Annotated in this window: 21 protein-coding genes and 1 other RNA gene; 20 read left to right on the forward strand and 2 right to left on the reverse strand. The window is 46.1% G+C overall.

Annotation, left to right across the window (positions count from 1 at the left end):
- Positions 1 to 5 precede the first annotated feature (5 nt).
- The 16 genes from NLX73_RS02145 to rnpB all read left to right on the forward strand — a co-directional run bounded on the left by NLX73_RS02145 (position 6) and on the right by rnpB (position 16,921).
- Entirely contained in the window at positions 6 to 977 is a 972-nt protein-coding gene (locus NLX73_RS02145; RefSeq protein ID WP_029517794.1) for a PhoH family protein, read from the forward strand.
- A 95-nt stretch (positions 978 to 1,072) separates the two neighbouring features.
- Positions 1,073 to 3,319: an HD family phosphohydrolase gene (locus NLX73_RS02150; protein ID WP_039272278.1), complete on the forward strand. Its 2,247-nt coding sequence runs from the start codon at positions 1,073 to 1,075 to the stop codon at positions 3,317 to 3,319.
- A gap of 55 nt (positions 3,320 to 3,374) precedes the next feature.
- A complete protein-coding gene (gene ybeY, locus NLX73_RS02155) occupies positions 3,375 to 3,872 on the forward strand; it encodes an rRNA maturation RNase YbeY (protein WP_254325256.1) in 498 nt (165 codons plus the stop codon).
- A complete protein-coding gene (locus NLX73_RS02160; RefSeq protein WP_039272277.1) occupies positions 3,872 to 4,246 on the forward strand; it encodes a diacylglycerol kinase family protein in 375 nt (124 codons plus the stop codon). The genes ybeY and NLX73_RS02160 overlap by 1 nt, the downstream gene beginning before the upstream one ends.
- Positions 4,247 to 4,295: 49 nt before the next feature.
- Positions 4,296 to 5,198, forward strand: coding sequence for a GTPase Era (gene era / locus NLX73_RS02165; RefSeq protein WP_039272276.1), 903 nt, complete (start codon positions 4,296 to 4,298; stop codon positions 5,196 to 5,198).
- Positions 5,199 to 5,710: 512 nt separating this feature from the next.
- On the forward strand, positions 5,711 to 5,848 hold the full coding sequence (locus NLX73_RS02170) for a YqzL family protein (protein WP_254325257.1): 138 nt from the start codon (positions 5,711 to 5,713) through the stop codon (positions 5,846 to 5,848).
- Positions 5,849 to 5,890: 42 nt separating this feature from the next.
- The gene (gene recO / locus NLX73_RS02175) at positions 5,891 to 6,643 is read left to right on the forward strand and encodes a DNA repair protein RecO (protein WP_254325258.1); all 753 of its coding nucleotides are present in this window, start codon (positions 5,891 to 5,893) and stop codon (positions 6,641 to 6,643) included.
- 403 nt (positions 6,644 to 7,046) lie between these two features.
- On the forward strand, positions 7,047 to 7,934 hold the full coding sequence (gene glyQ / locus NLX73_RS02180; RefSeq protein ID WP_023989480.1) for a glycine--tRNA ligase subunit alpha: 888 nt from the start codon (positions 7,047 to 7,049) through the stop codon (positions 7,932 to 7,934).
- Positions 7,927 to 10,002 (forward strand): glycine--tRNA ligase subunit beta, encoded by a 2,076-nt coding sequence (glyS, locus tag NLX73_RS02185; protein ID WP_254325259.1) that lies wholly within the window; start codon positions 7,927 to 7,929, stop codon positions 10,000 to 10,002. Before glyQ ends, glyS begins: the two co-directional genes overlap by 8 nt.
- 120 nt (positions 10,003 to 10,122) lie before the next feature.
- The gene (locus NLX73_RS02190; RefSeq protein ID WP_254325260.1) at positions 10,123 to 10,599 is read left to right on the forward strand and encodes a YaiI/YqxD family protein; all 477 of its coding nucleotides are present in this window, start codon (positions 10,123 to 10,125) and stop codon (positions 10,597 to 10,599) included.
- A complete protein-coding gene (dnaG, locus tag NLX73_RS02195; protein ID WP_180984627.1) occupies positions 10,592 to 12,466 on the forward strand; it encodes a DNA primase in 1,875 nt (624 codons plus the stop codon). Before NLX73_RS02190 ends, dnaG begins: the two co-directional genes overlap by 8 nt.
- A 43-nt stretch (positions 12,467 to 12,509) precedes the next feature.
- Positions 12,510 to 13,643 (forward strand): RNA polymerase sigma factor RpoD, encoded by a 1,134-nt coding sequence (rpoD, locus tag NLX73_RS02200; protein ID WP_007431230.1) that lies wholly within the window; start codon positions 12,510 to 12,512, stop codon positions 13,641 to 13,643.
- A gap of 87 nt (positions 13,644 to 13,730) precedes the next feature.
- A complete protein-coding gene (locus tag NLX73_RS02205) occupies positions 13,731 to 14,570 on the forward strand; it encodes a hypothetical protein (RefSeq protein ID WP_254325261.1) in 840 nt (279 codons plus the stop codon).
- Positions 14,567 to 15,328 carry a tRNA (adenine(22)-N(1))-methyltransferase gene (locus NLX73_RS02210; protein ID WP_254325262.1) on the forward strand — a complete coding sequence of 254 codons (762 nt, stop codon included), beginning with the start codon at positions 14,567 to 14,569 and terminating at the stop codon, positions 15,326 to 15,328. The genes NLX73_RS02205 and NLX73_RS02210 overlap by 4 nt, the downstream gene beginning before the upstream one ends.
- Positions 15,304 to 16,419 (forward strand): Nif3-like dinuclear metal center hexameric protein, encoded by a 1,116-nt coding sequence (locus NLX73_RS02215; protein WP_254325263.1) that lies wholly within the window; start codon positions 15,304 to 15,306, stop codon positions 16,417 to 16,419. Before NLX73_RS02210 ends, NLX73_RS02215 begins: the two co-directional genes overlap by 25 nt.
- 103 nt (positions 16,420 to 16,522) lie before the next feature.
- An RNA gene (gene rnpB, locus NLX73_RS02220) (RNase P RNA component class A) lies at positions 16,523 to 16,921 on the forward strand.
- A 414-nt stretch (positions 16,922 to 17,335) separates the two neighbouring features.
- Here rnpB and NLX73_RS02225 read toward each other — a convergent pair.
- Positions 17,336 to 18,556: an aminotransferase-like domain-containing protein gene (locus NLX73_RS02225; protein WP_254325264.1), complete on the reverse strand. Its 1,221-nt coding sequence runs from the start codon at positions 18,554 to 18,556 to the stop codon at positions 17,336 to 17,338.
- A 116-nt stretch (positions 18,557 to 18,672) separates the two neighbouring features.
- On the opposite strand from NLX73_RS02225, the gene pdxR reads away from it, so the two are divergent.
- Positions 18,673 to 20,148 carry a MocR-like pyridoxine biosynthesis transcription factor PdxR gene (pdxR, locus tag NLX73_RS02230; RefSeq protein WP_254325265.1) on the forward strand — a complete coding sequence of 492 codons (1,476 nt, stop codon included), beginning with the start codon at positions 18,673 to 18,675 and terminating at the stop codon, positions 20,146 to 20,148.
- Between the two features lie 88 nt (positions 20,149 to 20,236).
- A complete protein-coding gene (locus tag NLX73_RS02235) occupies positions 20,237 to 20,467 on the forward strand; it encodes a hypothetical protein (RefSeq protein ID WP_081112406.1) in 231 nt (76 codons plus the stop codon).
- A 57-nt stretch (positions 20,468 to 20,524) separates the two neighbouring features.
- On the opposite strand, the gene NLX73_RS02240 is transcribed toward NLX73_RS02235, so the two are convergent.
- Positions 20,525 to 22,405, reverse strand: a complete 1,881-nt coding sequence (locus NLX73_RS02240) for a S8 family peptidase (RefSeq protein WP_254325266.1) — start codon at positions 22,403 to 22,405, stop codon at positions 20,525 to 20,527.
- A gap of 186 nt (positions 22,406 to 22,591) precedes the next feature.
- Between NLX73_RS02240 and NLX73_RS02245 the strand changes: the two genes are divergently transcribed.
- Both NLX73_RS02245 and NLX73_RS02250 read left to right on the forward strand, forming a co-directional pair.
- Positions 22,592 to 23,098 (forward strand): YpuI family protein, encoded by a 507-nt coding sequence (locus NLX73_RS02245; RefSeq protein WP_029517778.1) that lies wholly within the window; start codon positions 22,592 to 22,594, stop codon positions 23,096 to 23,098.
- Between the two features lie 187 nt (positions 23,099 to 23,285).
- Positions 23,286 to 23,513: a DUF1540 domain-containing protein gene (locus NLX73_RS02250; RefSeq protein WP_061828536.1), complete on the forward strand. Its 228-nt coding sequence runs from the start codon at positions 23,286 to 23,288 to the stop codon at positions 23,511 to 23,513.
- The last annotated feature ends 14 nt before the right edge of the window (positions 23,514 to 23,527 follow it).

A 23,527-nucleotide genomic window follows, 5' to 3' on the forward strand; every position in this document is an offset into this window, starting at 1 on the left:
GCTATTTGGCAGAACAACAACGCAGCATACAAATTGCATTGAACAATGCGGGAGAAGGACAGGCGTTATTTGGCCCGCAGGATTCCTTTTTAAAATTAATCGAAGCCGCTATTCCAGCAAAAATAGCATCTCGTGAGGCAGAAGTTAATGTTTTTGGTAATGCACACGAGGTGGAAGTGCTCGAACAATTGTTCGATGTATTACTCCAGTTAATTCGCAATGGGTATATACTGACCGAAAGGGACGTCCATTATGCGATTGAATTGGCCAAAGATTTGCGCGCTGATCAGCTGCTCGATTTGTTCAAGGGTGAAATTACGACGACGTTCCGGGGTAAACCGATTCGCGTCAAAACGATTGGACAAAAGCACTATGTAACCACGATTAAGAAACGCGATATTGTATTTGGAATTGGCCCGGCAGGTACTGGTAAAACCTATCTGGCTGTAGTGCTGGCCGTAGCTGCCCTGAAGGAAGGTTCAGTCAAGCGCATTGTACTGACTCGTCCTGCGGTGGAAGCAGGTGAAAATTTAGGTTTTTTACCAGGGGATTTACAGGAAAAGGTTGATCCGTATTTACGCCCATTGTATGATGCCCTATACGATGTGATGGGCCCAGAGCAGACTGCAAAGGCACTGGAGCGCGGGTTAATAGAAATTGCTCCTTTGGCTTATATGCGGGGACGTACGCTGGATGATTCATTTATTATTTTGGACGAAGCGCAAAACACCACACCCGAGCAAATGAAAATGTTTTTGACTCGACTTGGCTTCGGCTCCAAAATGGTTATTACCGGCGATGTCACGCAAATTGATTTGCCTCGTGGCAAAAAATCCGGTCTGATTGAAGCGAATGCGATTTTACAAGGGATTGAGGAAATAGGCTTTGTCCAGTTTGCAGAAGAGGATGTTGTCCGTCATTCCCTCGTTCAAAAAATCATTGTTGCTTATGACCGTGTTGCCGAAAATCAAGGATAGCCATTCAATCACGAGTATGGTGTGTACGATCAGAAAAAGTATAAAATGAGCAGTGTAGCTGCCTTGAAAAAGATGATGGAGAGGGATTGTTTTAGATGACCTCGAAGGAATTATCTAAAGGGAAAACGTTCCAGCATAGAATGAATGGATGGAAGTATAGCGTGGCGACACGCTATCTTCTGTTTTTATTTTTGGTGGTTCTTTTTTATGTAGGCTTTGCGTCCAAGCTGCTTCCCGAGCGTTATGATATTCGGGTAAATCAACCGAGTGAAAAGGAAATTGTCGCCCCGATGCAGCTTCCTAACAGTAAGGCGACTTTGAAGGCTCAAGAGGAATCAGCTGAACGTGTGCAGCCCATGTATACCATTGTGCCCGTTCGCAACGATAACCTGATTACTGGTATTTTGGATCGAATTGAACGGCTCAATCAGGATGATCAGGTTTCCAGAGCAGATAAGATTTCGATTTATAAGGATGAGATTCCGCAACGTGCACGGGAATTTGTGCAAAATTTTGTGAATAACAGCCGTAATGCGGATGCCTACCCAGATAAGCTGCTGGATGAAGTGCTGGAAAAAACGAAAGAGCAAACGTACCGAATTCCAGAGGAGACATTCATTAAAATTCCGCGCCTTACATCTGAGGATATTGCTGAAATGCGGCCTGTTGCCCGTGAGATTGTGACAGGGTTGATGAATGATCAAATTACGGATGCTCAGACAGCCCGAGCGAAAGTAGCTGAGCGGGTTAGTACAAGCTCGCTTACTAAGCGTACTTCACGGGAGGTTGTTCAGGAACTTGCAAGGCTTGTCATTACCGCCAACAAGTTTTATGATGATACAGCTACGAAGGACGCCAAGGTACAGGCTCGTGAAGATACACCGACAGTTTACATTAAACAGGGTGAAGTACTCGTCAAGAAGGGTGAGATTATTACCCAGGAAATCTATACACTGCTTGATGAAAATGAATTGCTCAAGGATAAAATCAATTATTGGCCACAATTTGGGCTGCTGATGTTGTCTATGATGCTGGCATTGGGCCTGTTTATGTATATTCGTCAATTTCAATCACGAACACGAAACTTCAAGTATAATAATGCGCAGTTGCTCATGCTAGTATTAATCTTTGTGATTACAGTAGGAGCAATGATGTTAATTTCCATACTGCAGAACAGTGAACGTTCCTATCTTGGCTATCTGGCGCCTATCGCGCTTGGAGCTATGCTCGTAACGCTGCTGCTTGATATGTCGTTGGCTTTTGTATGTGCCGTTATATTCAGTATATTGGCAAGTGTTATTTTGAATGTCCGTCAGGGACAAATTTTTGACTTTAATTTTGGATTTTTTGCTATTGTGGTCTGTCTGGCAGCGATTTTCTCTACCCATCGAGCCAGCCAGCGTTCAACACTGTTCAAAGGGGCGATTATGGTATGCCTGTTCGGTGCCCTGTCTGTTTTTTCTCTGGCACTGATTGACCAAGGGAATTGGACTCAAACGACGACGCTCTATGGGGTAGCTTTTGCTTTTGCAGGCGGTCTGATAACAGCAATACTTGTTATTGGGCTAATGCCATTTTTTGAGTCTACTTTTGGTATCTTGTCGGCACTGAAGCTTGTTGAGCTGTCGAATCCCAACCATCCATTGCTCCGCAAGCTGCTTACGGAGACACCGGGAACGTATCATCATAGTGTAATGGTGGGTAATCTGTCAGAGGCCGCAGCGGAGGCTATAGGAGCAAACGGCTTGTTGTGCCGGGTTGGTTCGTATTATCATGATATTGGTAAAACCAAGAGGCCTTCGTACTTCATTGAAAATCAAAATGGGTTGGAAAATCCACATGATTCAATAGAGCCCAAGCTTAGCAAATCCATCATTATCGCCCATGCTCGTGACGGCGTGGAAATGCAATTGGATTACAAGCTACCCAAGCCAATTCGCGATATTGCCGAGCAGCATCACGGAACGACATTCTTACACTATTTTTATCACAAGGCGTTGCGTGAGGCTGAAGAGCGGGGGGTGGAGCCTGACTTCACGGAGGATGATTTCCGTTATCCGGGACCGAAGGCTCAGTCTAAAGAGTCTGCTGTGGTGGGAATTGCTGATAGTGTGGAGGCAGCAGTTCGTTCCTTACGGAAGCCGACGGTGGAACAGGTTGAATCCATGATTGAGAAAATTATTAAGAGCCGTCTTGATGATCACCAATTTAACGACTGCGAGCTGACCATGCGGGAGCTTGATATCGTGGCTCAAACCCTCAAGGAAACAGTAATGGGGATTTTCCATTCCCGTATTGAGTATCCAGAGGAAAGGCCCAAGTCTGAAAACGGAAAAGCTTAATATAACTTGTGCATGAAGCACGGGTAGAGCACTAGAATTAAAAGGAGCGGTTGGCATGGGCCTTCAATTAGCTTGGAATAATGAACAAAACGATATGGTAATTAACGAATCTTTAATTACGCTGCTGAACACCTTATTAGAGGGGGCAGGCAGAGTGGAAGGAGTCACAGACGGTGAGGTAGCCCTTACCTTCGTTAATGATGAGCAAATTCATGAGTTGAACAGGGACTATCGGGGAATTGATCGTCCCACCGATGTGTTGTCTTTTGCTATGAAGGAGACACTGGATGAAGAGCTTGAAATTATTTACGAACCGAATGAAGAAAATTCATTGAATGATGTACCGGATGTTCTGGGGGATATTATAATCTCTGTACAGACAGCGCAAGCTCAGAGCGAAGAATACGGACATTCCATTGAGCGTGAAATCGGTTTTTTGTTTGTTCACGGCTTTCTGCATCTGTTAGGCTATGATCATCAGGATGATGTGAGTGAAGCTGAAATGATGGGCAAACAGGAAGCTGTACTGGCTCAAGCGGGGTTGACAAGGTAATGAGACGTCAGCCTTGGAGAATGACCTTTCGCTATGCTGCAGAAGGCGTGATGTATGCTCTGCGTACGCAAGTCAATATGCGGATACATGTGGCCGTGGCGTTCCTTGTCATTGTAGCAGGCTTAACTCTGCACATCTCCCGGCTCGACTGGTTATTCGTCTGCGTGGCTATCGCTATAGTCATTGTAGCCGAACTGTTCAACACCGCTGTTGAAGCAGCGGTGGATCTCATCTCACCTGATATTCATCCGCTGGCCAAAGCGGCTAAAGACACCGCCGCCGGAGCCGTGCTCCTGGCAGCGGTTTTTGCTGTAATTATTGGTATATTTGTGTTTTATAGGCCTATGTTGACGTTAATTAGTTCGCTGTTTTAATGGAAAAACCAAAATAAAATAGGTGCTTAATCGCGCTGGAGGAAATGAAATGGCTAAGAAACACTTTAAATCAGGCTTTGTCGCAATTGTTGGCAGACCTAATGTCGGAAAATCAACACTGATGAACCACGTCATTGGGCAGAAGATCGCCATTATGTCAGACAAGCCACAAACTACACGCAACAAAATTCACGGCGTATTTACTACAGAGGACACGCAAATTGTATTTTTGGATACACCCGGGATTCATAAGCGCCAGTCAAAATTAGGCGATTACATGAATCAGACTGCTTTTAATACGTTGGGTGAAGTAGAAGCGGTACTTTTTCTTATTGACGCTGCTGAAGGTCTAGGCGGTGGCGACCGTTTTATTGCGGAACAGCTTAAACAAGTAAAAACGCCAGTTATCTTGGTGCTGAATAAAATTGATCGCATTGAGCCGGAAGCGTTGTTGCCCCTGATTGAGCAGTATCGCAAGTTGTACGACTTTGCTGAAATCGTACCGATCTCGGCCAAAATGGGCAACAATGTAAACACCCTGCTGGAGCAGGTGCAAAAATACTTGCCAGAAGGTCCGCAATATTATCCGGATGATCAAATTACCGATCATCCAGAACAGTTTGTTATTGCCGAGCTGGTTCGGGAAAAAATTCTGCATATGACACGTGAGGAAGTACCCCATTCTATTGCCGTTATGATTGAAGACATGAAAGTGCAGGATAATGGGGTAGTGCATATTATGGCTGTTATTTTTGTAGAGCGTGACTCCCAGAAGGGGATCATTATCGGCAAACAGGGAGCCATGCTCAAAGAAGTGGGCAAACAGGCCCGCCAGGATATCCAAAACCTGCTAGGCTCCAAGATTTTCCTGGAACTTTGGGTTAAGGTAAAAAAAGACTGGCGCAACCAGGACCGCGTCCTTCGTGACCTTGGCTTCCATCGCGACGCTTAAAAACAGAATTCGATTCTACGTTACTTTAGTTCAAGGGTTTATTGAGGCTAAAAAAATGGATATTAAATAAATATGTATAGTTGTTGTAAGCATCATAAAAAAGCCGTCCGATCTCTATGACTGAGATAAGTAACAGTCTTCTGGTCATTCAAAGCGCCGCGCATATGCGGCGCTTAACTCTTGCTCTTTTTTACCCTTTTCTTCCAGTGATGAAATAACGAACGTTTTAAAAAAAGGTTATCTGTATGCACGTTGTAGCGGAGGATTTGAATCTGAAGAAGCGATAGCGTTCGCCTTTACCCCCGAATTTAACCCTTTGTATGTTTGTACATTCAAATCAATTCGGGGGTAACAGCGATCGTAAGATCAAATCATTTGCGAAGCGGCATTCCAATCTACATACAGCAGCCTTTTTTAACGCAATCCATTTATTTCATCGCATACTTCTCCTCTCTTCGCATCATCCTATTTTTGAGATGCAAACGTCATTTCCGAAGAAAGGATGAATACAATTGCGAGATTTTTCGTGGAAGTATTTTGCGATGACTGGAGATGTCGGTGCGTATCTGTTATATCGGGAGAGCGCCGTGACAAGGGAGCAAGACACGGATAAGGGAGAGTCGGACGAGCATGAAGAAGCCCGTGAATAGTACAAGCCACTGGCTTCTTCGCGAATGTTTGGGGGAAGAGGCATGCTTTACAGGGTGGAAGGAATCGTCATCCGCAGCATGGATTACGGTGAGGGGAACAAAATTATTACGCTTTGCACCGAAAGCGGAGACAAAGCAGGCGTGCTGGTCAGAGGTGCAAAAAAGTCCAAAAGCCGTCACGCTGCTTTAACGCAGCCGTTTACGTACGGTGAATTCGTTTTTTTTCGAAACACAGGCTTAGGCACGTTGAATGCCGGTGAAATCATCCAATCCCACCATACATTACGCGAGGATATTACTAAGGCTGCTTACGCTTCTTATGCTTGTGAATTACTCGATCGGGTGTTACAGGATGAGGAAACAGGTGCGTTCTGGTTTAAGCAGCTAAAAGCATGTTTGGAGGCGCTAGAGAGTGGCAAAGATCCGCTTATCGTCATGAGTATTTATGAATTTAAAATATTGCAGGCGGCCGGATATGCTCCTCAGCTTGATGCATGTATTTCAAGTGGTCAACAATGTGCTGATGAAGATATGTTTGTCAGTCCGAGGCTAGGCGGAGTTTTGTGTCGGAGCTACAAGCATTTTGATCCAGCTGCATTGAGCGTGACTCCACGTACATTGAAGTTGCTGCGCTTGTTCGCCAGAATGGATTTGAATCGGCTCGGCAACATTGACGTGAAGGACTCCACTAAGCTGGAGATCAAACATGTCATGCGTCAGTTCATGGATATGCAGTTGGAGGTCAAGCTGAAATCCCGCAATTTCTTGGATCAGCTCGACAAGTACGATATGTGAAACGCCCTATTCTCTTGACTGTATTGCTGAAAACGTGTAATATCCTACTATATATCTCCTTCGGGAGCAGATGCATTGAACGAGAAAGTAGCGGGATGTATTCTCTGTAATTAGCGAGTTGGGGACGGTGTAAGCCCAGCGGGAATTCTTCGTGAACAAGGCACTCGGGAGCATCTGAATGGACACGGAAAAGAGGATTACGATCTGATTGGTGATGTAGGATCGCAATCAAGTAGGGTGGAACCGCGGGAGTCAGCTCTCGTCCCTACGTCTGTACAGGCGTAGAGGCGGGGGCTTTTTGCTGTCTCTAGCAAGGCTTTTGGGATAAAATAGCCCTGTACATACGAGCTTAATGAGAAGAAATCACCAACATTTGAGGGAAGTAGAAAGGGAGCGTGTACCAATGAATTTTCAGCAGATGATTTTAACGCTGCAACAATTTTGGGCTGAACACAACTGTATTATTGTACAGCCGTATGACACGGAAAAAGGGGCAGGCACGATGAACCCAATGACGTATTTACGTTCGATCGGACCTGAGCCGTGGAATGTAGCTTATGTTGAGCCTTCTCGTCGTCCGTCAGACGGACGTTATGGTGAGAACCCGAATCGCCTGTATCAGCATCATCAGTTCCAAGTAGTTTTGAAGCCTTCACCGGATAACATTCAGGAATTGTATTTGGAGAGTTTGAGCCGTTTGGGCATTAACCCTCTGGAGCATGATATTCGTTTCGTTGAAGACAACTGGGAAGCACCGACGCTGGGAGCGTGGGGCTTAGGTTGGGAAGTATGGCTGGACGGTATGGAAATTACTCAATTCACGTATTTCCAGCAAGTGGGCGGTATTGATGCCAGTCCGGTTGCCGTAGAAATCACGTATGGTATGGAGCGTCTTGCTTCCTACATCCAGGACAAGGAGAATGTGTTCGATTTGGAGTGGGTCAATGGAATCACGTACGGTGATGTTTTCCACCAGCCTGAATTTGAGCATTCCAAGTATACGTTCGAAGTATCTGACGTCAAAATGCTCTTTACTCTTTTTAATATGTATGAAGAAGAGGCAAATAAAGCGATGGCGCAGCATCTTGTATTTCCAGCCTATGATTATGTGCTGAAATGTTCTCATGCGTTCAACTTGCTGGACGCTCGCGGAGCGATCAGCGTGACGGAACGGACTGGGTTTATTATACGAGTACGTAATTTGGCGCGTCAGGTGGCTGCGACCTATCTGGAGGAGCGCGAGAAGCTGGGCTTCCCGCTGTTGAAGAAAGGAGGTGCGGCAAATGTCTAAGGATTTATTGTTTGAGATCGGGTTGGAAGAAGTCCCTGCACGTTTTATCCCGAATGCGATTCAGCAGTTGAAGCAGCGTATGACGGCGTGGCTTGACAGCTCGCGTATTGCTTATGGTGCTGTAGAGGCTTATGCTACACCTCGCCGTTTGGCGGTACTTGTCAAGGAAGTAGCAGAGAAGCAAGAAGATATTAACGAAGAAGTTAAAGGTCCTTCCCGCAAAATCGCACTCGACGAAGCTGGTAACTGGAGCAAGGCTGCACTAGGCTTTGCTCGCAGCCAAGGTGTTGATCCTGAACAGTTCACATTCAAGGAGCTTGGAGGCGTGGAATATATTTACGCCACTAAGAGCAGCATAGGTGTACCAACAGCGGATGTACTGTCCGAAGGTTTATTGCACATTTTACATGCCATGACATTCCCTAAATTCATGCGCTGGGCAAGTTATGACTTTAAATTTGTTCGTCCGATCCGCTGGTTGATTGCCTTGTTTGGTAACGATATTGTTAATTTGGAGATTGCCGGCGTGCAGTCAGGAAATGTGACAAGAGGGCATCGTTTCCTGGGACAGGATGCCGTTGTAGCAAGTCCAGCCGACTATGTTGAAGTACTTCGCAAGCAGCATGTCATTGTGGACATTGAGGAACGTCAAACGCTTATTGTAAAGCAAATTGAAGCGCTGGCTGCCGAAAAAGATTGGACGATTGCGGTCAAGGATGATCTGCTGGAAGAAGTGCTGTATTTGGTGGAAACCCCAACAGTACTGTTCGGAGGTTTTGATCCTGCGTTCCTGAACATTCCGAAGGATGTACTCATTACTTCCATGCGTGAACATCAACGCTATTTCCCAGTGCTGGATCGCACAGGAGAGCTGCTGCCATACTTTGTTACGGTACGTAACGGAGGAAGTCAATCGCTGGAGGTCATTGCTAAAGGGAATGAAAAAGTATTGCGTGCGCGGCTGTCTGATGCCAAATTCTTTTATGAAGAAGATCAGAAGCTGGAAATTAAAGATGCACTCTCCAAACTGGAAAGTATCGTTTTCCACGAAGAGCTGGGAACGGTTGGAGACAAAGTGCGCCGGATTCGTCGTATTGCTGATGCTCTGGCAGAGAAACTTCATGTTTCCTCAGATGCACAGGAATCGGTTAGTCGAGCAGCGGATATTTGTAAATTTGACCTGGTAACACAAATGGTATATGAGTTCCCTGAACTGCAAGGTGTGATGGGTGAGGATTATGCTCGTAAGGCTGGAGAGAAGGAAGAAGTGGCGAGAGCGGTGTTTGAGCATTACCAACCGCGTTATGCAGGAGAAACGGTTCCTTCAACGAATGCTGGAGCGATTGTAAGTATCGCAGACAAGATAGATACCATTACAGGATGCTTCTCCATCGGTATTATTCCAACAGGTTCACAGGACCCTTACGCGCTTCGTCGTCAGGCAGCAGGTATTGTGCAAATCTTGTTGGATCGTAAGCTTTCGGCTACGTTGTCTGATGTGTTCAATATCGCGCTCGATGTGCACGGCAACCTTGGAAATATGAAACGTTCCGCGGATGAAATACGTAAAGAATTACATGAGTTTTTCGGATTACGGGTGAAGAAACTATTGTCTGAGACACTTCGCTATGACGTTGTGGATGCTGTGCTTGCAGCTGGATATGACGATGTTGCTTCCGTTGTTAACCGCGGAACTGCATTAATGACTGCCGTACAAACAGGTGAGGTATTCAAAGCAACAGTTGAATCCTTTAATCGTGTAGGCAATCTGGCTGCTAAAGCAGTGTATAAGTTAGTTAATACGAGTGAGTTTACGGAGCAAGGCGAAAAAACGCTTTACGAAGCATGGTCTAGCGCTTATGAATCTTATAGCGTAGCTTTACAGGAAGGTGATGCGACACGAGCGTTAGCGCTTGCTTCATCCATTACCCCTGCGGTGACGGCATTCTTTGATTCCGTTATGGTTATGGCTGAGGATGATGCTGTTCGTAATAATCGTTTGGCATTGCTGGCTGCTATTGACTCAGAACTGAAGCGTTTTGCCGATTTTTCCAAGCTTGTAGTTTAAACGTCATTGTGGTAGTATGAACAACTTGAAAAAATGGGTATAAATATACGGAACGGTGTAAGAGTAATCTTGCAGCCGTTCCGTATTTTACTCGAATGCGGATGGAGATGGGGGATGCTCATGGAGGGAACCGGAACTTTACTGGATGTGCGGATCGTTGTTGACGGGGACGCTTGTCCTGTTAAAAGTGAAATTGCGGAGATAGCTTCCCGTTTTCATATTGAGGTTATTATGGTATCTTCATATGATCATCTCATTCAGGGCAGCGAAGGCGTAAGCGTCGTTAAAGTAGACCGAAGCGACCAAAGTGCCGATCTCTATATTGCCAATCATATCCGCCGCGGGGATATTGTAACCACCAATGATTATGGTCTTGCTGCACTTGCCTTGGCAAAAGGTTGTGAAGTGATGTCTTTTCGCGGAGCTATGTATCGAAACGATTCGATAGATTTCATGCTTGACCGACGCCATACTTCTGCCAAAGAACGGAAAAAAGGACGTTATGGAAAAGGTCCTAAACCGTTTACATTAGAGGATCGTGAAGTTTTTCAACATAAACTGACAAAACTTTTACTTCGCTTGCAGGAGAATGAGTAACGGTATCGAATTATATTTACGTGCTAAAGAGATGAAGGTGGTTAATATGAGTGCCGGACAAGGCAACATACCGGACGATATCATTGAGTCGGTTTTACAACATCATGATATTGTAGATACGGTAAGCAAGTACGTGCATTTGACCAAGCAGGGGAAATATATGAAAGGCCTCTGTCCTTTTCATTCCGAAAAAACCCCTTCATTCACCGTGACACCGGATCGTCAGATTTTTTACTGCTACGGCTGCGGCGCGGGAGGCAATGCCATCAAATTTATGATGGAAATCGAAGGACTATCCTTTCCCGAAGCTGTCAGGACAATGGCAGAAGAAAGTCATATCCCGCTCGGCGAATGGCAGGGACGTGATTCATCGCATCAGCATCCTGAGTTGGACAGGCTGTTGCAAGCGTATGAGTTAACTTCTAAGATGTACCATTTTTTGCTTAAAAATACGGAGCACGGCAAACCAGCCATGGAATACTTGCGCTCACGGGGATTCAGTGACAAGATCATTGATCAATTTCAAATTGGCTATGCACCCAACCGATGGGATACGATCGTTCAGTTTCTGGAGAAGCGTTCTTTTGATCCCGTGGAGATGGAAAAGGGAGGGCTTATTTCTCCCCGGCATGAGGGTGATGGATATGTGGATCGATTCAGAGATCGTATCATGTTTCCCATTTGGAATCGCAACGGAAAAGTTATTGCCTTTGCAGGCCGTATACTTGGTGAGGGACAGCCGAAGTATTTGAATTCACCGGAGACCAAGCTATTCAACAAGAGCCGAACGCTGTACAATCTCCATCATGCTAAAACCTCAATTCGCAAGCTACGCCAAAGTGTTCTTTTTGAGGGCTATGGTGATGTTATCTCGGCGTGGGAAGCTGGCGTACAAAATGGGGTGGCCGCCATGGGCACTGCTCTAACGGAGCACCATGCTACGATGTTAAAAGGACTGTGCGACGAGGTTATTATTTGTTATGATGGTGACCGGGCAGGACAAGCTGCTGCGCTTAAAAATTTTCCGCTGTTGGAAAATGCGGGGCTTCACGTGAAAGTAGCGCTGGTCAGTGACGGTATGGACCCGGATGATTTTATCAGGCAATACGGCGGCGAACGATTCCAGCGCCAAATTATCGAAAGTGCTGTTTCAACGGTGAAATTTAAGCTTATATATCTGAAAAAAAACCATATACTGCAAGAGGAAGAAGGAAGAATCGCGTATTCCCGCGAAGCATTAAATGTCATTGCACCTCTGTCATCCCCGACCGAGCGGGAAGTGTATCTGCGCGAAGTATCATCCGAAGTCAAGGTGGATTTTGAAACCTTGAAGCAAGAATGCAATTTACTCCGTCAATCCCTGCAAAAAAAACAGAACTTTGGGGATAATAACGAAAATGGGTGGAATAATGGTAGGCATAAAAAAGGGCAGGTCTCCACACCTAATCTGTTGCCAGCTTACCATGTGGCTGAACGCAGGCTGCTTCACTGGATGATGCAGGATTTAGAAGCTGCAGAGTATGTAGAAAAGCATCTGGGCGACGCCTTTAATATTGAGGATCATGCAGCAATTGCTGCTTATCTATATGCCTATTACGCGCAAGGGAAGTTACCGGATACAAGCCGTTTTATTTCATCTTTGCAAGACGACCGACTGGAGAAGAACGTAAGTTCGATCATGATGATGGATGCTCCAGGCGTATGGGCACCGCACATTTTGGATGATTATATTCATCAAGTGCGAAAATTTCCATTGCAGGAGCAACTGGATTTGAAAAGGGAAGAAATGAGAGCCGCTGAGCGCTTAGGTGACTTTTTGCGCGCAGCACAAATTGCAAGTGAGATTATAGCCCTAGAGAGACAATGAACACACAAAGGTCGGATGTTTCTAGGGAGGAGGGAGTCGAAAGATGGCGAATGATCAGCATACTGAACTGGAGACGGAACTAACACTGGATCAGGTTAAAGATCAACTGATTGAGTTGGGTAAAAAAAGTTCCTCTCTGAACTACAAAGATATCATGGAAAAACTGTCGCCGTTTGATCAGGACCCCGAGCAAATGGATGAGTTTTATGAGCAGCTGGGTGACTTGGGGATTGAGGTTGTGAATGACAACGACGAAGAAGTTACCAGATTGCGTCAAAATGACGACCCGGAAAACAATGATGGGGATGATTTTAATTTCGATGACGATCTGAGCCTGCCTCCCGGTATTAAAATTAATGACCCGGTCCGGATGTACTTGAAGGAAATCGGTCGTGTACCGTTGCTTTCTGCTGATGATGAGGTGGAGCTTGCCAAACGGATCAATAACGGCGATGAAGAAGCTAAGCGTCGGTTGGCAGAAGCGAACTTGCGTCTGGTTGTAAGTATTGCCAAACGTTATGTTGGTCGCGGAATGCTTTTCCTGGATCTGATTCAGGAAGGTAATATGGGTTTGATTAAAGCAGTAGAAAAATTTGATTACGAAAAAGGCTTTAAATTCAGTACGTATGCAACCTGGTGGATTCGTCAGGCCATTACGCGCGCAATAGCCGATCAGGCGAGAACGATCCGTATTCCGGTGCATATGGTGGAAACGATCAACAAGCTGATTCGCGTATCGCGTCAACTTTTGCAAGAGCTGGGGCGCGAACCTACGCCGGAAGAAGTGGCTGCCGAGATGGAGCTGAGCGTGGAAAAAGTACGGGAGATTATGAAAATTGCCCAAGAACCGGTTTCATTGGAAACACCAATTGGTGAAGAGGATGACTCACATCTGGGGGATTTCATTGAGGATCAGGAAGCATTGGCGCCTGCAGATGCGGCTGCCTATGAACTTCTGAAGGAACAGCTTGAGGATGTACTGGATACGTTGACCGAACGGGAAGAGAATGTTTTGCGTCTCCGCTTTGGTTTGGACGACGGAAGAACCAGAACTCTTGAAGAAGTGGGTAAAGTGTTCGGTGTTACACGTGAACGTATTCGTCAGATTGAGGCCAAAGCGCTGCGTAAGTTGCGCCATCCAAGCCGCAGTAAGCGACTGAAGGATTTCCTCGAATAGAAGCGTAACATTGCGGACCTTCTGCGGCTTGAAGCGCGCAGGGGGTCTTTTTTTATCTCATGGCAGCCTTGGTGGAGGGGAAGAAGCTTGGACCAGGAGAAAAAACGGGCAATACTGTTACATGAAATTGAGCATTGGCGGCGAAGTCGGCTGCTCCCTGAGCAATATTGCGATTTTTTGTCTAACCTGTATCGGGAGGACGAAGAGCCGTCGCAGAGCCAGAACCGTAACAACACCGGGCTGCTTACATATCTTAGACACGGGCATGGGATCGCCTGGCTTCTTGGTTTTGTCATTATTTCCTGCATTTGTTTGATCGGTTTTTATTTTACCGCTTTTCCGTTGGCAATGCAAATATTCTCGGCAAGTGCAGTTACTACGATTTGCTATGGAGTGGCCGCATTTTGGCGGTCTTCCGAAAAGAGTATGAGTGCGATGTTGAGCACTTTAGGCAGTGCGATTATGCTGGGTTCGGGTGTGTGGATCATTCAGCTCCATCAAGGTGAAGCTAAGGTTTGGTTTCTTTTTCTCGTAGGCCTATGCGGTGTAGTATGGTGTCTTGTGGGATTAACTTTGCGGATCAGCTTACTTCATTACTGTGGTCTTGCTGGGCTGCTTTTAGTGTACGCGGTCCTTATAGGCCGCTACTGGCCTACAGCAACTTTAGTGATGCTTGAGGCATTTTGGATTTTGCACGCAGTATTGTTGATCTGGTTAAGCTGGTGGGTACATCGCCGCTTTCCGCGTCTCGCTTTGGTTTATTTCGCTATAGGCATGACACTAGCATTCATGGCTGAAGCAGACATGATTATCCTGCGCCATCAAGCAGCGGGAGATGTGGTGTTTTACAGCATACTGAAGTTGGCATTTGTTGTAGGGATTTTATTTTGGACTCGAAAAAAATGGATTATGTGGGTGACGTCATGAAACTTTCTCAACGATTACAATATATTATGGAACAAATTCCTGCCGGGAGCAGACTTGCGGATATTGGCTCGGATCATGGACTGCTCCCTGTGGCTGCAGTGCGTAGTGGCAGAGTACCGCAAGCCGTGGCGGGTGAAGTCAACGATGGGCCGTTGCGTGCGGCTCAAAAGCAGGTGGCCGAAGCAGGTCTTACTGATCGCATTGCGGTTAGAAAGGGAGATGGCTTGGCTGTAATTAAGGCCAATGAGGTTGATGTTATTACAATAGCCGGCATGGGTGGTGCCTTGATCGCTTCCATTCTAGAGCAAGGGAAAGACAAGCTTGTTTCAGTAAAACAACTTGTTCTACAGCCTAACGTAGGCGAGGATATTTTACGCCGATGGCTCATTGAACATCAATGGGTACTAACAAGGGAACATATTATGGAAGAAGACGGAAAAATATATGAGATTCTGACGGCAGTACCTGATTCGGTAAGCCCACTGAAACAGGATGAGCTGTATCAACCATGGAAACTTCCCGATAGTTCGCTGGTACTGACACAGGATTTGTTAATGCAACTCGGGCCGCTATTGGTTAAAACACCGAATGAAATCTTTTTTTATAAATGGAAATTAGAGATTCGCAAGCTTCAGGATGTGCTGGCACAAGTGGCACGGTCAGATCAGGAATCCGCACAGCATAAGCGGGAACAATTGCGCAAGCAAATTGAACAGCTAGAGGAGGTACTTGCATGTTTGCCAAAGGACAGACAGTAATTAGCTACATGGAGCAGCTGGCTCCAAAATACTTGGCAGTTCCAGACGATAGAATCGGGCTTCAGCTGGGTAGTCTGCAAAAGGAAATCAAAAGCATATTAGTAGCCCTGGATGTTAATGATGAGGTTGTCGAAGAGGCAATCCGCATAAAAGCTGACCTCATTATTGCGCATCATGCGATTATATTCCGCCCACTTAAAGCTTTGAACACGGATCAGCCTGCGGGCAGATTGTATGAAAAGCTGATCAAGAATGATATTGCTGTCTACATCAGTCATACGAATCTGGATACGGCTGAGGACGGCATGAATGACTGGATGGCGGAAGCACTGGGTATTCAAAGTGAAGGTACGTTGGAGGATGTTCACACCGAGCAATTGTTCAAGCTTGTTGTTTTCGTACCTAAAACACATCATCAACGGGTACTGGATGCCGTACTGGGGGCGGGAGCTGGACATATTGGCAACTACAGCCATTGCAGCTTTAACATTGACGGCTACGGAACTTTTGTGCCGGGTGAAGGCACACAGCCGTTTTTGGGTGAGCCGGGTAAAATGGAACGTAGTGAAGAGGTTCGTATTGAGACCATTGTACCGCAGAGTGTACGCAATAAAGTTGTTCAAGCGATGCTGAAGGCTCATCCTTATGAAGAGGTGGCTTATGACCTGTACCATATGGATTTGCAAGGCCGTAGCTTTGGTTTGGGGCGGGTGGGCAAGCTCAAGGAAGCCCGCACGTTACGGGAGTTTGTCGATGTTGTGAAAAACGGTCTCAACGTCGAGCATGTACGTGTGGTGGGCGACTTAGATCGTACGATCAAAAAGGCAGCCGTGCTTGGGGGCTCTGGCAGCCGTTATGTGAACAAGTCGCTTTTTAAGGGGGCTGATGTATTAGTCACGGGGGATATTGACTATCACACGGCTCAGGATGCCCTTATGGCGGGGATTGCTGTTATTGACCCTGGACATAACGCTGAAAAGATTATGAAGCCTAAAACTGCAGAGTGGATGCGTAAACGATTGGCAGAAGGTCGATACTCAACGGAAGTACATGTATCTCAGGTGGAAACCGAACCTTTTCAATTTTTGTAAAATCTCAACGTCTATGAGAAAATAAAGGTGCTTTCTACTTTTTACAATATTTTCAGGGTTGTAACGTGCGCGCGTTCCCTGTATACTATGTAATGTTGTTCGGAAAGTTTGACAGACAATCGCTGGCGGCGTAAGCCGCGAGAGGAAAGTCCGGGCTCCATAGGGCAGGATGCTGGATAACGTCCAGTCAGCGCGAGTTGAAGGATAGTGCCACAGAAATGGACCGCCGATGGCCGCTTGCGGCACAGGCAAGGATGGAACCGAGGTGTAAGAGACCCCGAGGAACGCTGGTGACTTCGTTCCTGGTAAACCCCATCTGGAGCAAGACCTAATGGGACACAGCTTCTTCGCGAAGCAGCCTTAGCCCGAGGCGTGTCTAGGTTGGTCGCTGGAGCTGGATAGCAATGTTCGGCCTAGATAGATGATTGTCGCTTGTAGTGGGAGGGTAGTTCCCGTCTGTACCACGAATAGCACAGAACCCGGCTTACGGAAAACTTTCCCCACTGCAACACCTTAAAATGTATGAATTTAACTTTTGTAAATGACCTGTTTGCATGAAAGCCTTTAACCAAATGTATTTATTGAATTAAAAAGGGTGTGTCATATTCCTGTGGGAATCATGACACACCCTTTTTAACATACCGTATTTGCGCAGAAATAGTGCAATTTTAGAATGAAGCCCCCAGCATAATTACTGGAGGCTTTCATTTTAATTTTTACTCCCTCTACCGTAAAAACGTGCGAGGAAGAGGCACGTAGTCAGCGTAGCAACGCATTTGAATCTGTAGAAGCGAGGCATGCGCCTTTGTTCCAGATTCCACCATACTATTCAATTTCCAAACGAATCAGAGGGTGACAGCGATCGTAAAATCAAATGATTCGTGAAGCGGCTCACGTACGTGTCCTGCCAACTCCATCAGCGTACGCTTTTTACCACACTTTCCTCTGTGTACATCTTCAGTGCTCGATCCAATCGGTCAACTGCTTTTGGAAGCAGGGAAGGATCGGTATGCGTGAAGTTGATTCGCATATGGTTGCTGCCGCTCAGGTCAGCATAGAAGACTTGTCCAGGCACAAATGCGACTCCTTCCTGAATTGCGAGTTGCAGCAACCGGTCAGAACGGAAGCCCTCAGGGAGGGTAACCCACATAAACATACCGCCAAGTGCATCATTCCATGTGATTCCTTCCCATTGGCGTTCTTTCATCAGCGATGTGAGACGCAGCATACGAGTGTGGTACTCGGCGGACACGGTACGAATATGTCCGTCCAAGTCAAAAAAGTCCAGTAACTCATTCAAAGCACGTTGATCAATACTGCTGGAGTGCAGATCGGCAGATTGTTTGGCATTCGCGACTTTAACGACGATAGCTTGATCGGCTACCAACCATCCAGAGCGAACACCTGGAGCGACAGTTTTAGAGAATGTAGAAGTGTACATTACATGACTGTCTCCACCTAACTGTTGATCAATTGAGAAAAGGGATGGAAAGTTAAGGTTTTCGTCAAATTTAAGACGTCCGTAAGGATCATCTTCAAAAATCAAAGTGCCGTATTTACGGCATAGTTTAACAACGCCTGTTCTGCGTTCCATACTCCAAACACTTCCTGCCGGGTTGGAGAAGGTGGGGATGACATACACGAATTTAGGCTGATGTTTTTTGATCTTGGCTTCAAGATCTTCTAATTGCATACCGTTAGAGTCTGTATCTACACTTACAATGTTGGCACCATAGGAATTAAATACCTGAAGAGCCGCCAAATAAGTAGGGGACTCCACCAATACAGTATCCTGCGGATCGAGCAACACACGCGAAACCAGATCAATGGTTTGCTGTGAGCCCGTCGTCATAATGATATTATCTCTGGTGACGGAGATGCCTTGGGATGACATGATTGCTGCAAGACGTTCCCGTAGAGGAATGTAGCCCTCGGTTAGGCCGTATTGAAGAGCGGTAGTACCGCCGAGGCGAAATACCCGCTCATAGGCTTTAGCAACAGCTTCGATGGGGAAAAAGGCATCGGCAGGAAGGCCGCCTGCCAGAGATAACACATCTGTTCCCTGTGTCAGCTTTAAAATGTCCCTTACCATGGACGAGCCCTGAGTACGAGCCATACCCGAAAATTTGTGTTCCAATCCAATCATCTCCTGTGTTCTATACTGTACTATGAAATTTGTTGTATTATATCGATAATGAAGTATAACAGTAAACGTCTAAATGTAACAGTTGATTTTTGGAGGGGACAGTTCCGATGCATATTGATCTCAGCCGCAATAGCAGTGTCAAATTATATTTACAGATTGCCAAAACATTAGCAGATCGCATCCAGTCTGGATTGCTGCCTCAGGGCACAAAGCTTCCGTCTGTCCGTCATCTGTCCAGCCTACTTGCGGTAAGTCCCGTTACTGTAAGCAAGGCGTATGCTGAGCTGGAGTCTATTCATTTGGTTACCTGTACACAGGGAAAAGGTTGCTATGTAGCAGAGCCTTCGGTAGCTGTTCAACGAGAGGGAGCGCAGGATTTGTCATGGCAAATGTCGCTGATCGATTATTTGCCGCGCGCACAGCTATGGAGAAACTTTAACCATAGCAGACAGGTTCCCTATTCTTTTCATATAGCAGCAATTCAACCGGAGCTTCTTCCTACACGTGAAATCATTGCTGATACTCAACATCTATCCTCTGGAAATCCCGATGCAATGGCAGCATATGGGACTTTTGAAGGTGATTTAGCGCTGAGGGAAGTGTTTGTAGATCACTTGAACGAACGCGGTATATGCACAGTGGCAGAACAGCTACTCGTAACCAGTGGTGCCCAACAAGGGATTGACCTGGTGGCACGTACTTTTGTTGGTTCTGGAGATGTTGTCTACATGGAGGCTCCTACATATACGGGGGCCATTGATGTGTTTACCAGTCGTGGTGCCAAAGTAATTATGATTCCGATGGATGAGCAGGGCATGCGGATCGATATCCTCACACGTCTTTGCGACACTCATCCCCCAAAACTGATCTACACGATACCCACTTTTCATAATCCTACTGGAGTAACTTTAACGATGGCCAGACGCGCACAATTACTGGATCTAGCTCAAAGTTATCATTGTCTCATTGTTGAAGATGATCCATTTTCCGACCTTTATTATAAAACAAAGCCGCCACTCTCTATCAAGGCGCATGATCAGTCCGGACATGTGATATATATCAAAAGCTTTAGCAAAACCGTTGCTCCCGGTTGCCGTATAGCTTGTGTAGCGGCCACGGGCAGTGTAATGGATCGTTTGGTGGCTGCCAAGTCTACTACAGATTTAGGGAGCCCTCTATTAACGCAAAAAGCGCTACTGCCCTTTATCAAGAACCGACTTGATCAGCATCTTGTTTGGTTGCGGGAACAAATGCGGGATCGGTTGACAGTCGCATTGCACACGCTCCAGCGCTATGCTCCGCCAGAGGTCAGCTGGTATGCTCCCGAAGGCGGCCTAAATGTGTGGATTAAGCTTCCTCCTAATGTTGATATTCCAGAATTGGAGCGGCTGGCTGACCGAGAAGGCGTTTCCTTTTTACCTGGGGCAGTATGCTATGCAGGTGGTATGGACAGTAATCATATCCGTATTTCTTTTTCGTATGCGGACAAGGAAACACTTAAAATAGGTCTTCACAAACTGTGCCGTTTGTTGGGTGAACTGCTTGATCGTTCGGTCATTGTTGAGCGGAAGCCTATTTTATAAGGGATATTTGTATTAGGGGGTAAACATCCAAGCACAGCACCTGCCTTCTTAATATGCTGTACTAATTCACCGAAAGGAGTTGCACATTATGAGTCATTGCCCTTACGACCCGATCGTGTGCCCACCGATCCAATTTGTAAATCATCAATTTTTCCCACAAGTCGTGCCTGTGGTTCATCCGATTGAAATTGTAAATCAGACGCACATTGTACCTGTGCCTCATCACGTATTTCCGGTGAGTATAAAGGATCCTGGAGAACCTTGCTGTCATACTCGCAGCCATGGCAAGCGTTCTGTTCGCAGCAGTTCCAAGCGTTAATAAAGCCCAAAAAAGCAGCCATGGAGCAACATGGCTGCTTTTTTCCAATAAGGAATCTTACGTTTCCAGTTTCTTTAATATTGATTTTAACTTGTCACTTAAATGCTGTGGATAGAATTGCAAAGGAACATATGGACGTTGTGCTGCTTTCAACGCTTTATACACGTCAATTTGACCATACCCGAAATATTTGTCATGCCCTGGTGTGCCCAAGTCAATTACGCTGCTTCTCATTAATTCCATTACCTCTTTGTTGGTCAGATCGGGGTTAATGGATCGAATCAGTGCAGCAAGCGCTGATACATGGGGACTGGCCATGGAAGTGCCTGACAGTGCAGCATATTGATTCCCTGGGTACGTACTGGCGATACTTGCACCTGGAGCCATGACGTCTACATAATCTCCATAGTTAGAAAAGGATGCACGGTGCATAGAAGAATCTGTAGCGGAAACGGCAAATACTTCTGGATACGCTGCTGGATAGCCAGGTCGTTCCGTATTGTCATTACCTGTGGCTGCAACTAATACGACATCTTTATCATAGGCGTATTTGATCGCATCATGCAAAAATTCAGCTTGTGCGTAATTGCCTAGACTCAAATTGATGACCTTGGCCCCATGATCAGCTGCCCATATAATACCTTCTGCAACCGAGTAAGTCGTACCGGAGCCGGATTGGTCAAGAACCTTAATCGGCATGACTTTGTTGTACCATGTCATGCCAGCGACCCCCTCACCATTATTCACGAGGGCAGAAATGATGCCAGCGACGTGCGTTCCGTGACCGACGTCATCATAAGGTTTTTCAGACGGGTTTACCACGTTATGACCTGAAAGGATTTGACCTTTTAGGTCGGGGTGATCCAAATCTACTCCCGTATCTACGACAGCGACAATTACGTCCTTGCTTCCTTTGCTTAATTTCCAACCCCGGTTGGTTTCAGTAGCCGGCAGATTCCATTGATAGCGGGAAAAGAGCAAATCATTGGGGATAGAGTTGTCCGCTTTGATAGGTGTTTTCTCATTGGTTAGATACATATAGTGAGGCTCAGTATAAAGCGGGTTCCACTTTCTTGAAAAATATTGCTTTAGCTCCTTGAAGTTCATCTTATCCGAATGAAATACATAGGTATAACCAAGCTTGCGGCCTGGCGCACAGTGTAAATCTGCTGCAATTTCCTGCAGTTGTCGTGAATCAGGATTGTGACGGAAGCGAACGACAATTTCGTTTTCAAAATAATGACTTGCATTTTCGTTGTCGTGGCCCGTCTTGACAGTAATATCGTGCAATGTGTCGGGATGTACGGATTCGATTTTGTAGCTGCCTTCTTTTGGATAGGGAATCAACCGCAAATTCTTACGCTGATGCTTCTCCACGTCACGCAATACTTGCTGACTAACCAGGGCAGCAACACCACATGTTCCGTCAGCCGATGGTTCTGCCATGACAAAATATTTACCGCCTTCAGCCTGAAATGCAGCAGATTCGTAGGATTTATTTTGCATGACGGAACGGCGAGCCGCGGCCAAACTGCTTTTAATTTGAGGATGACTCAGCAGACGAGTTTGTGATTTACCGCCCGTATAGGTGCTCGTGTTCCCGTCGCGTGTGTGAATCCACAGTAACGTATGAAGATGACTGTGCGATTGCTGGAGCGTGCGGGTAAACTGCCTTTTCTGATCAGCAGTTTTACCATCAAGCTCCCGCATCACGTATTGAATATCCTGCCTTGCATCCATGCGTGTTAGGGTATCCGTAGCGGACAGGTCCAAAGCCAACATTCCTTTTTTGAGCTGCTTCTCTTGCTGTGGCACCATCTTGGCCGTATATTCGGGCTGCGGTGTATGGCGGTGATCACGGGAAGGCAGCATCAGTGTGATGAGAAGCACCCCGGCAGCTGCTCCGAGCAGGGGTTTTAACCATTTTCGCCGAGACATGGGACCGTCCTCCTTGAGTATTCATAAATTTATGGTTTAGCGTGAGGAGGTTGGCATGTTTTTATACCTTTCAATGCTCATTTGTGGTAGGATAAATACTGAAAATTACAGCTCTTTCGGTTAGAAGGGACTATTTTCGGGTAATCAAATTGATGAACAAGCAACAAATAAGGGGGAGCTGCCTTGATGTCAGCAGTCAACGTACAAAAATTATGTGAGTCGGCGCAGGAGAGACTGAAAACTGCCGTGAAACGGGTGGAAACATTCCTCAATGAGCATGCTCTGCCACAACTTGCTGCAGATGGCAATGAGGAGTCCGTACTTTTTTACAAAGGCTTTTTGTCGGATCTCCGTCATGTCCTTGTTTTTTCCGAAGTATCTTATGAAAAGCTGGGTGTGGCTTTACGCCGTGCCAATTTTGACGTCGATTTTGCGGAAAAGGCATTGTATAACGTTTACCATGACTGCGTGAACAGCTTTTTTTATCCCAAAAATGAATCTTACGCAGAGGATGGACGCTATGCGTATACGGGACAAGATGCTATTCGCTTCCGTAAAACGCCAGTGCCAGCCGCTCGCGAAGTGATCATGGACATTACGAAAAATTTTGAAGAATTGCGTGATGATCTGACTTATTATGAAAGTGACTATTTGACTCAGCGCCGGATGCAGACTCGACGTACTCATGCCTAAAGCATTCAACGGGGAAGATCATTTCTAATCAAAAACTAAAACAAGACAAGCAAGCCGTTTTCTACTTGCTTCCTGCCATTTTGGAGGAGGTGAAGGAAGCGGCTTTTTTCGTATGTCACCAACTGCCATATACCATGAACGCATAGGTGCAGGGTAGCGGGGGGACAATGAATCCGAGGTGATGATCATGAGCCAAGAGGCCAAGCCAATCGTTAAGTGTAGCGTAGCCAATTGCCATTATTGGGGAGAAAACAATTTTTGCAAGGCAGATTTGATCATGATTGAAGTTGATGGTCATGCCGGTAAGAAATTTAAAGAAGAATATGCGGGAGAAAGCTTCAGTTCAGAAGAACGTGATAAGGCTGCCACGTCAGCCGCAACCTGTTGCCACACTTTTAAGCCGAAGTCCGTGTAAATTTTATTACGCGA

The sequence above is a fragment of the Paenibacillus sp. CH40 genome (assembly GCF_024213605.1).
In the GTDB taxonomy this organism is placed as follows: Bacteria; Bacillota; Bacilli; order Paenibacillales; family Paenibacillaceae; genus Paenibacillus; species Paenibacillus polymyxa_B.

Coding starts and splice junctions, on each gene's coding strand:
- era (WP_039272276.1), top strand. CDS start 4,296: ATGGCTAAGAAACACTTTAAATCAGGCTTTGTCGCAATTGTTGGCAGA.
- NLX73_RS02240 (WP_254325266.1), bottom strand. CDS start 22,405: ATGTCTCGGCGAAAATGGTTAAAACCCCTGCTCGGAGCAGCTGCCGGG.
- recO (WP_254325258.1), top strand. CDS start 5,891: ATGCTTTACAGGGTGGAAGGAATCGTCATCCGCAGCATGGATTACGGT.
- NLX73_RS02190 (WP_254325260.1), top strand. CDS start 10,123: ATGGAGGGAACCGGAACTTTACTGGATGTGCGGATCGTTGTTGACGGG.
- NLX73_RS02210 (WP_254325262.1), top strand. CDS start 14,567: ATGAAACTTTCTCAACGATTACAATATATTATGGAACAAATTCCTGCC.
- rpoD (WP_007431230.1), top strand. CDS start 12,510: ATGGCGAATGATCAGCATACTGAACTGGAGACGGAACTAACACTGGAT.
- dnaG (WP_180984627.1), top strand. CDS start 10,592: ATGAGTAACGGTATCGAATTATATTTACGTGCTAAAGAGATGAAGGTG.
- NLX73_RS02150 (WP_039272278.1), top strand. CDS start 1,073: ATGACCTCGAAGGAATTATCTAAAGGGAAAACGTTCCAGCATAGAATG.
- ybeY (WP_254325256.1), top strand. CDS start 3,375: ATGGGCCTTCAATTAGCTTGGAATAATGAACAAAACGATATGGTAATT.
- NLX73_RS02215 (WP_254325263.1), top strand. CDS start 15,304: ATGTTTGCCAAAGGACAGACAGTAATTAGCTACATGGAGCAGCTGGCT.
- NLX73_RS02160 (WP_039272277.1), top strand. CDS start 3,872: ATGAGACGTCAGCCTTGGAGAATGACCTTTCGCTATGCTGCAGAAGGC.
- NLX73_RS02250 (WP_061828536.1), top strand. CDS start 23,286: ATGAGCCAAGAGGCCAAGCCAATCGTTAAGTGTAGCGTAGCCAATTGC.
- NLX73_RS02245 (WP_029517778.1), top strand. CDS start 22,592: ATGTCAGCAGTCAACGTACAAAAATTATGTGAGTCGGCGCAGGAGAGA.
- glyQ (WP_023989480.1), top strand. CDS start 7,047: ATGAATTTTCAGCAGATGATTTTAACGCTGCAACAATTTTGGGCTGAA.
- pdxR (WP_254325265.1), top strand. CDS start 18,673: ATGCATATTGATCTCAGCCGCAATAGCAGTGTCAAATTATATTTACAG.
- glyS (WP_254325259.1), top strand. CDS start 7,927: ATGTCTAAGGATTTATTGTTTGAGATCGGGTTGGAAGAAGTCCCTGCA.
- NLX73_RS02235 (WP_081112406.1), top strand. CDS start 20,237: ATGAGTCATTGCCCTTACGACCCGATCGTGTGCCCACCGATCCAATTT.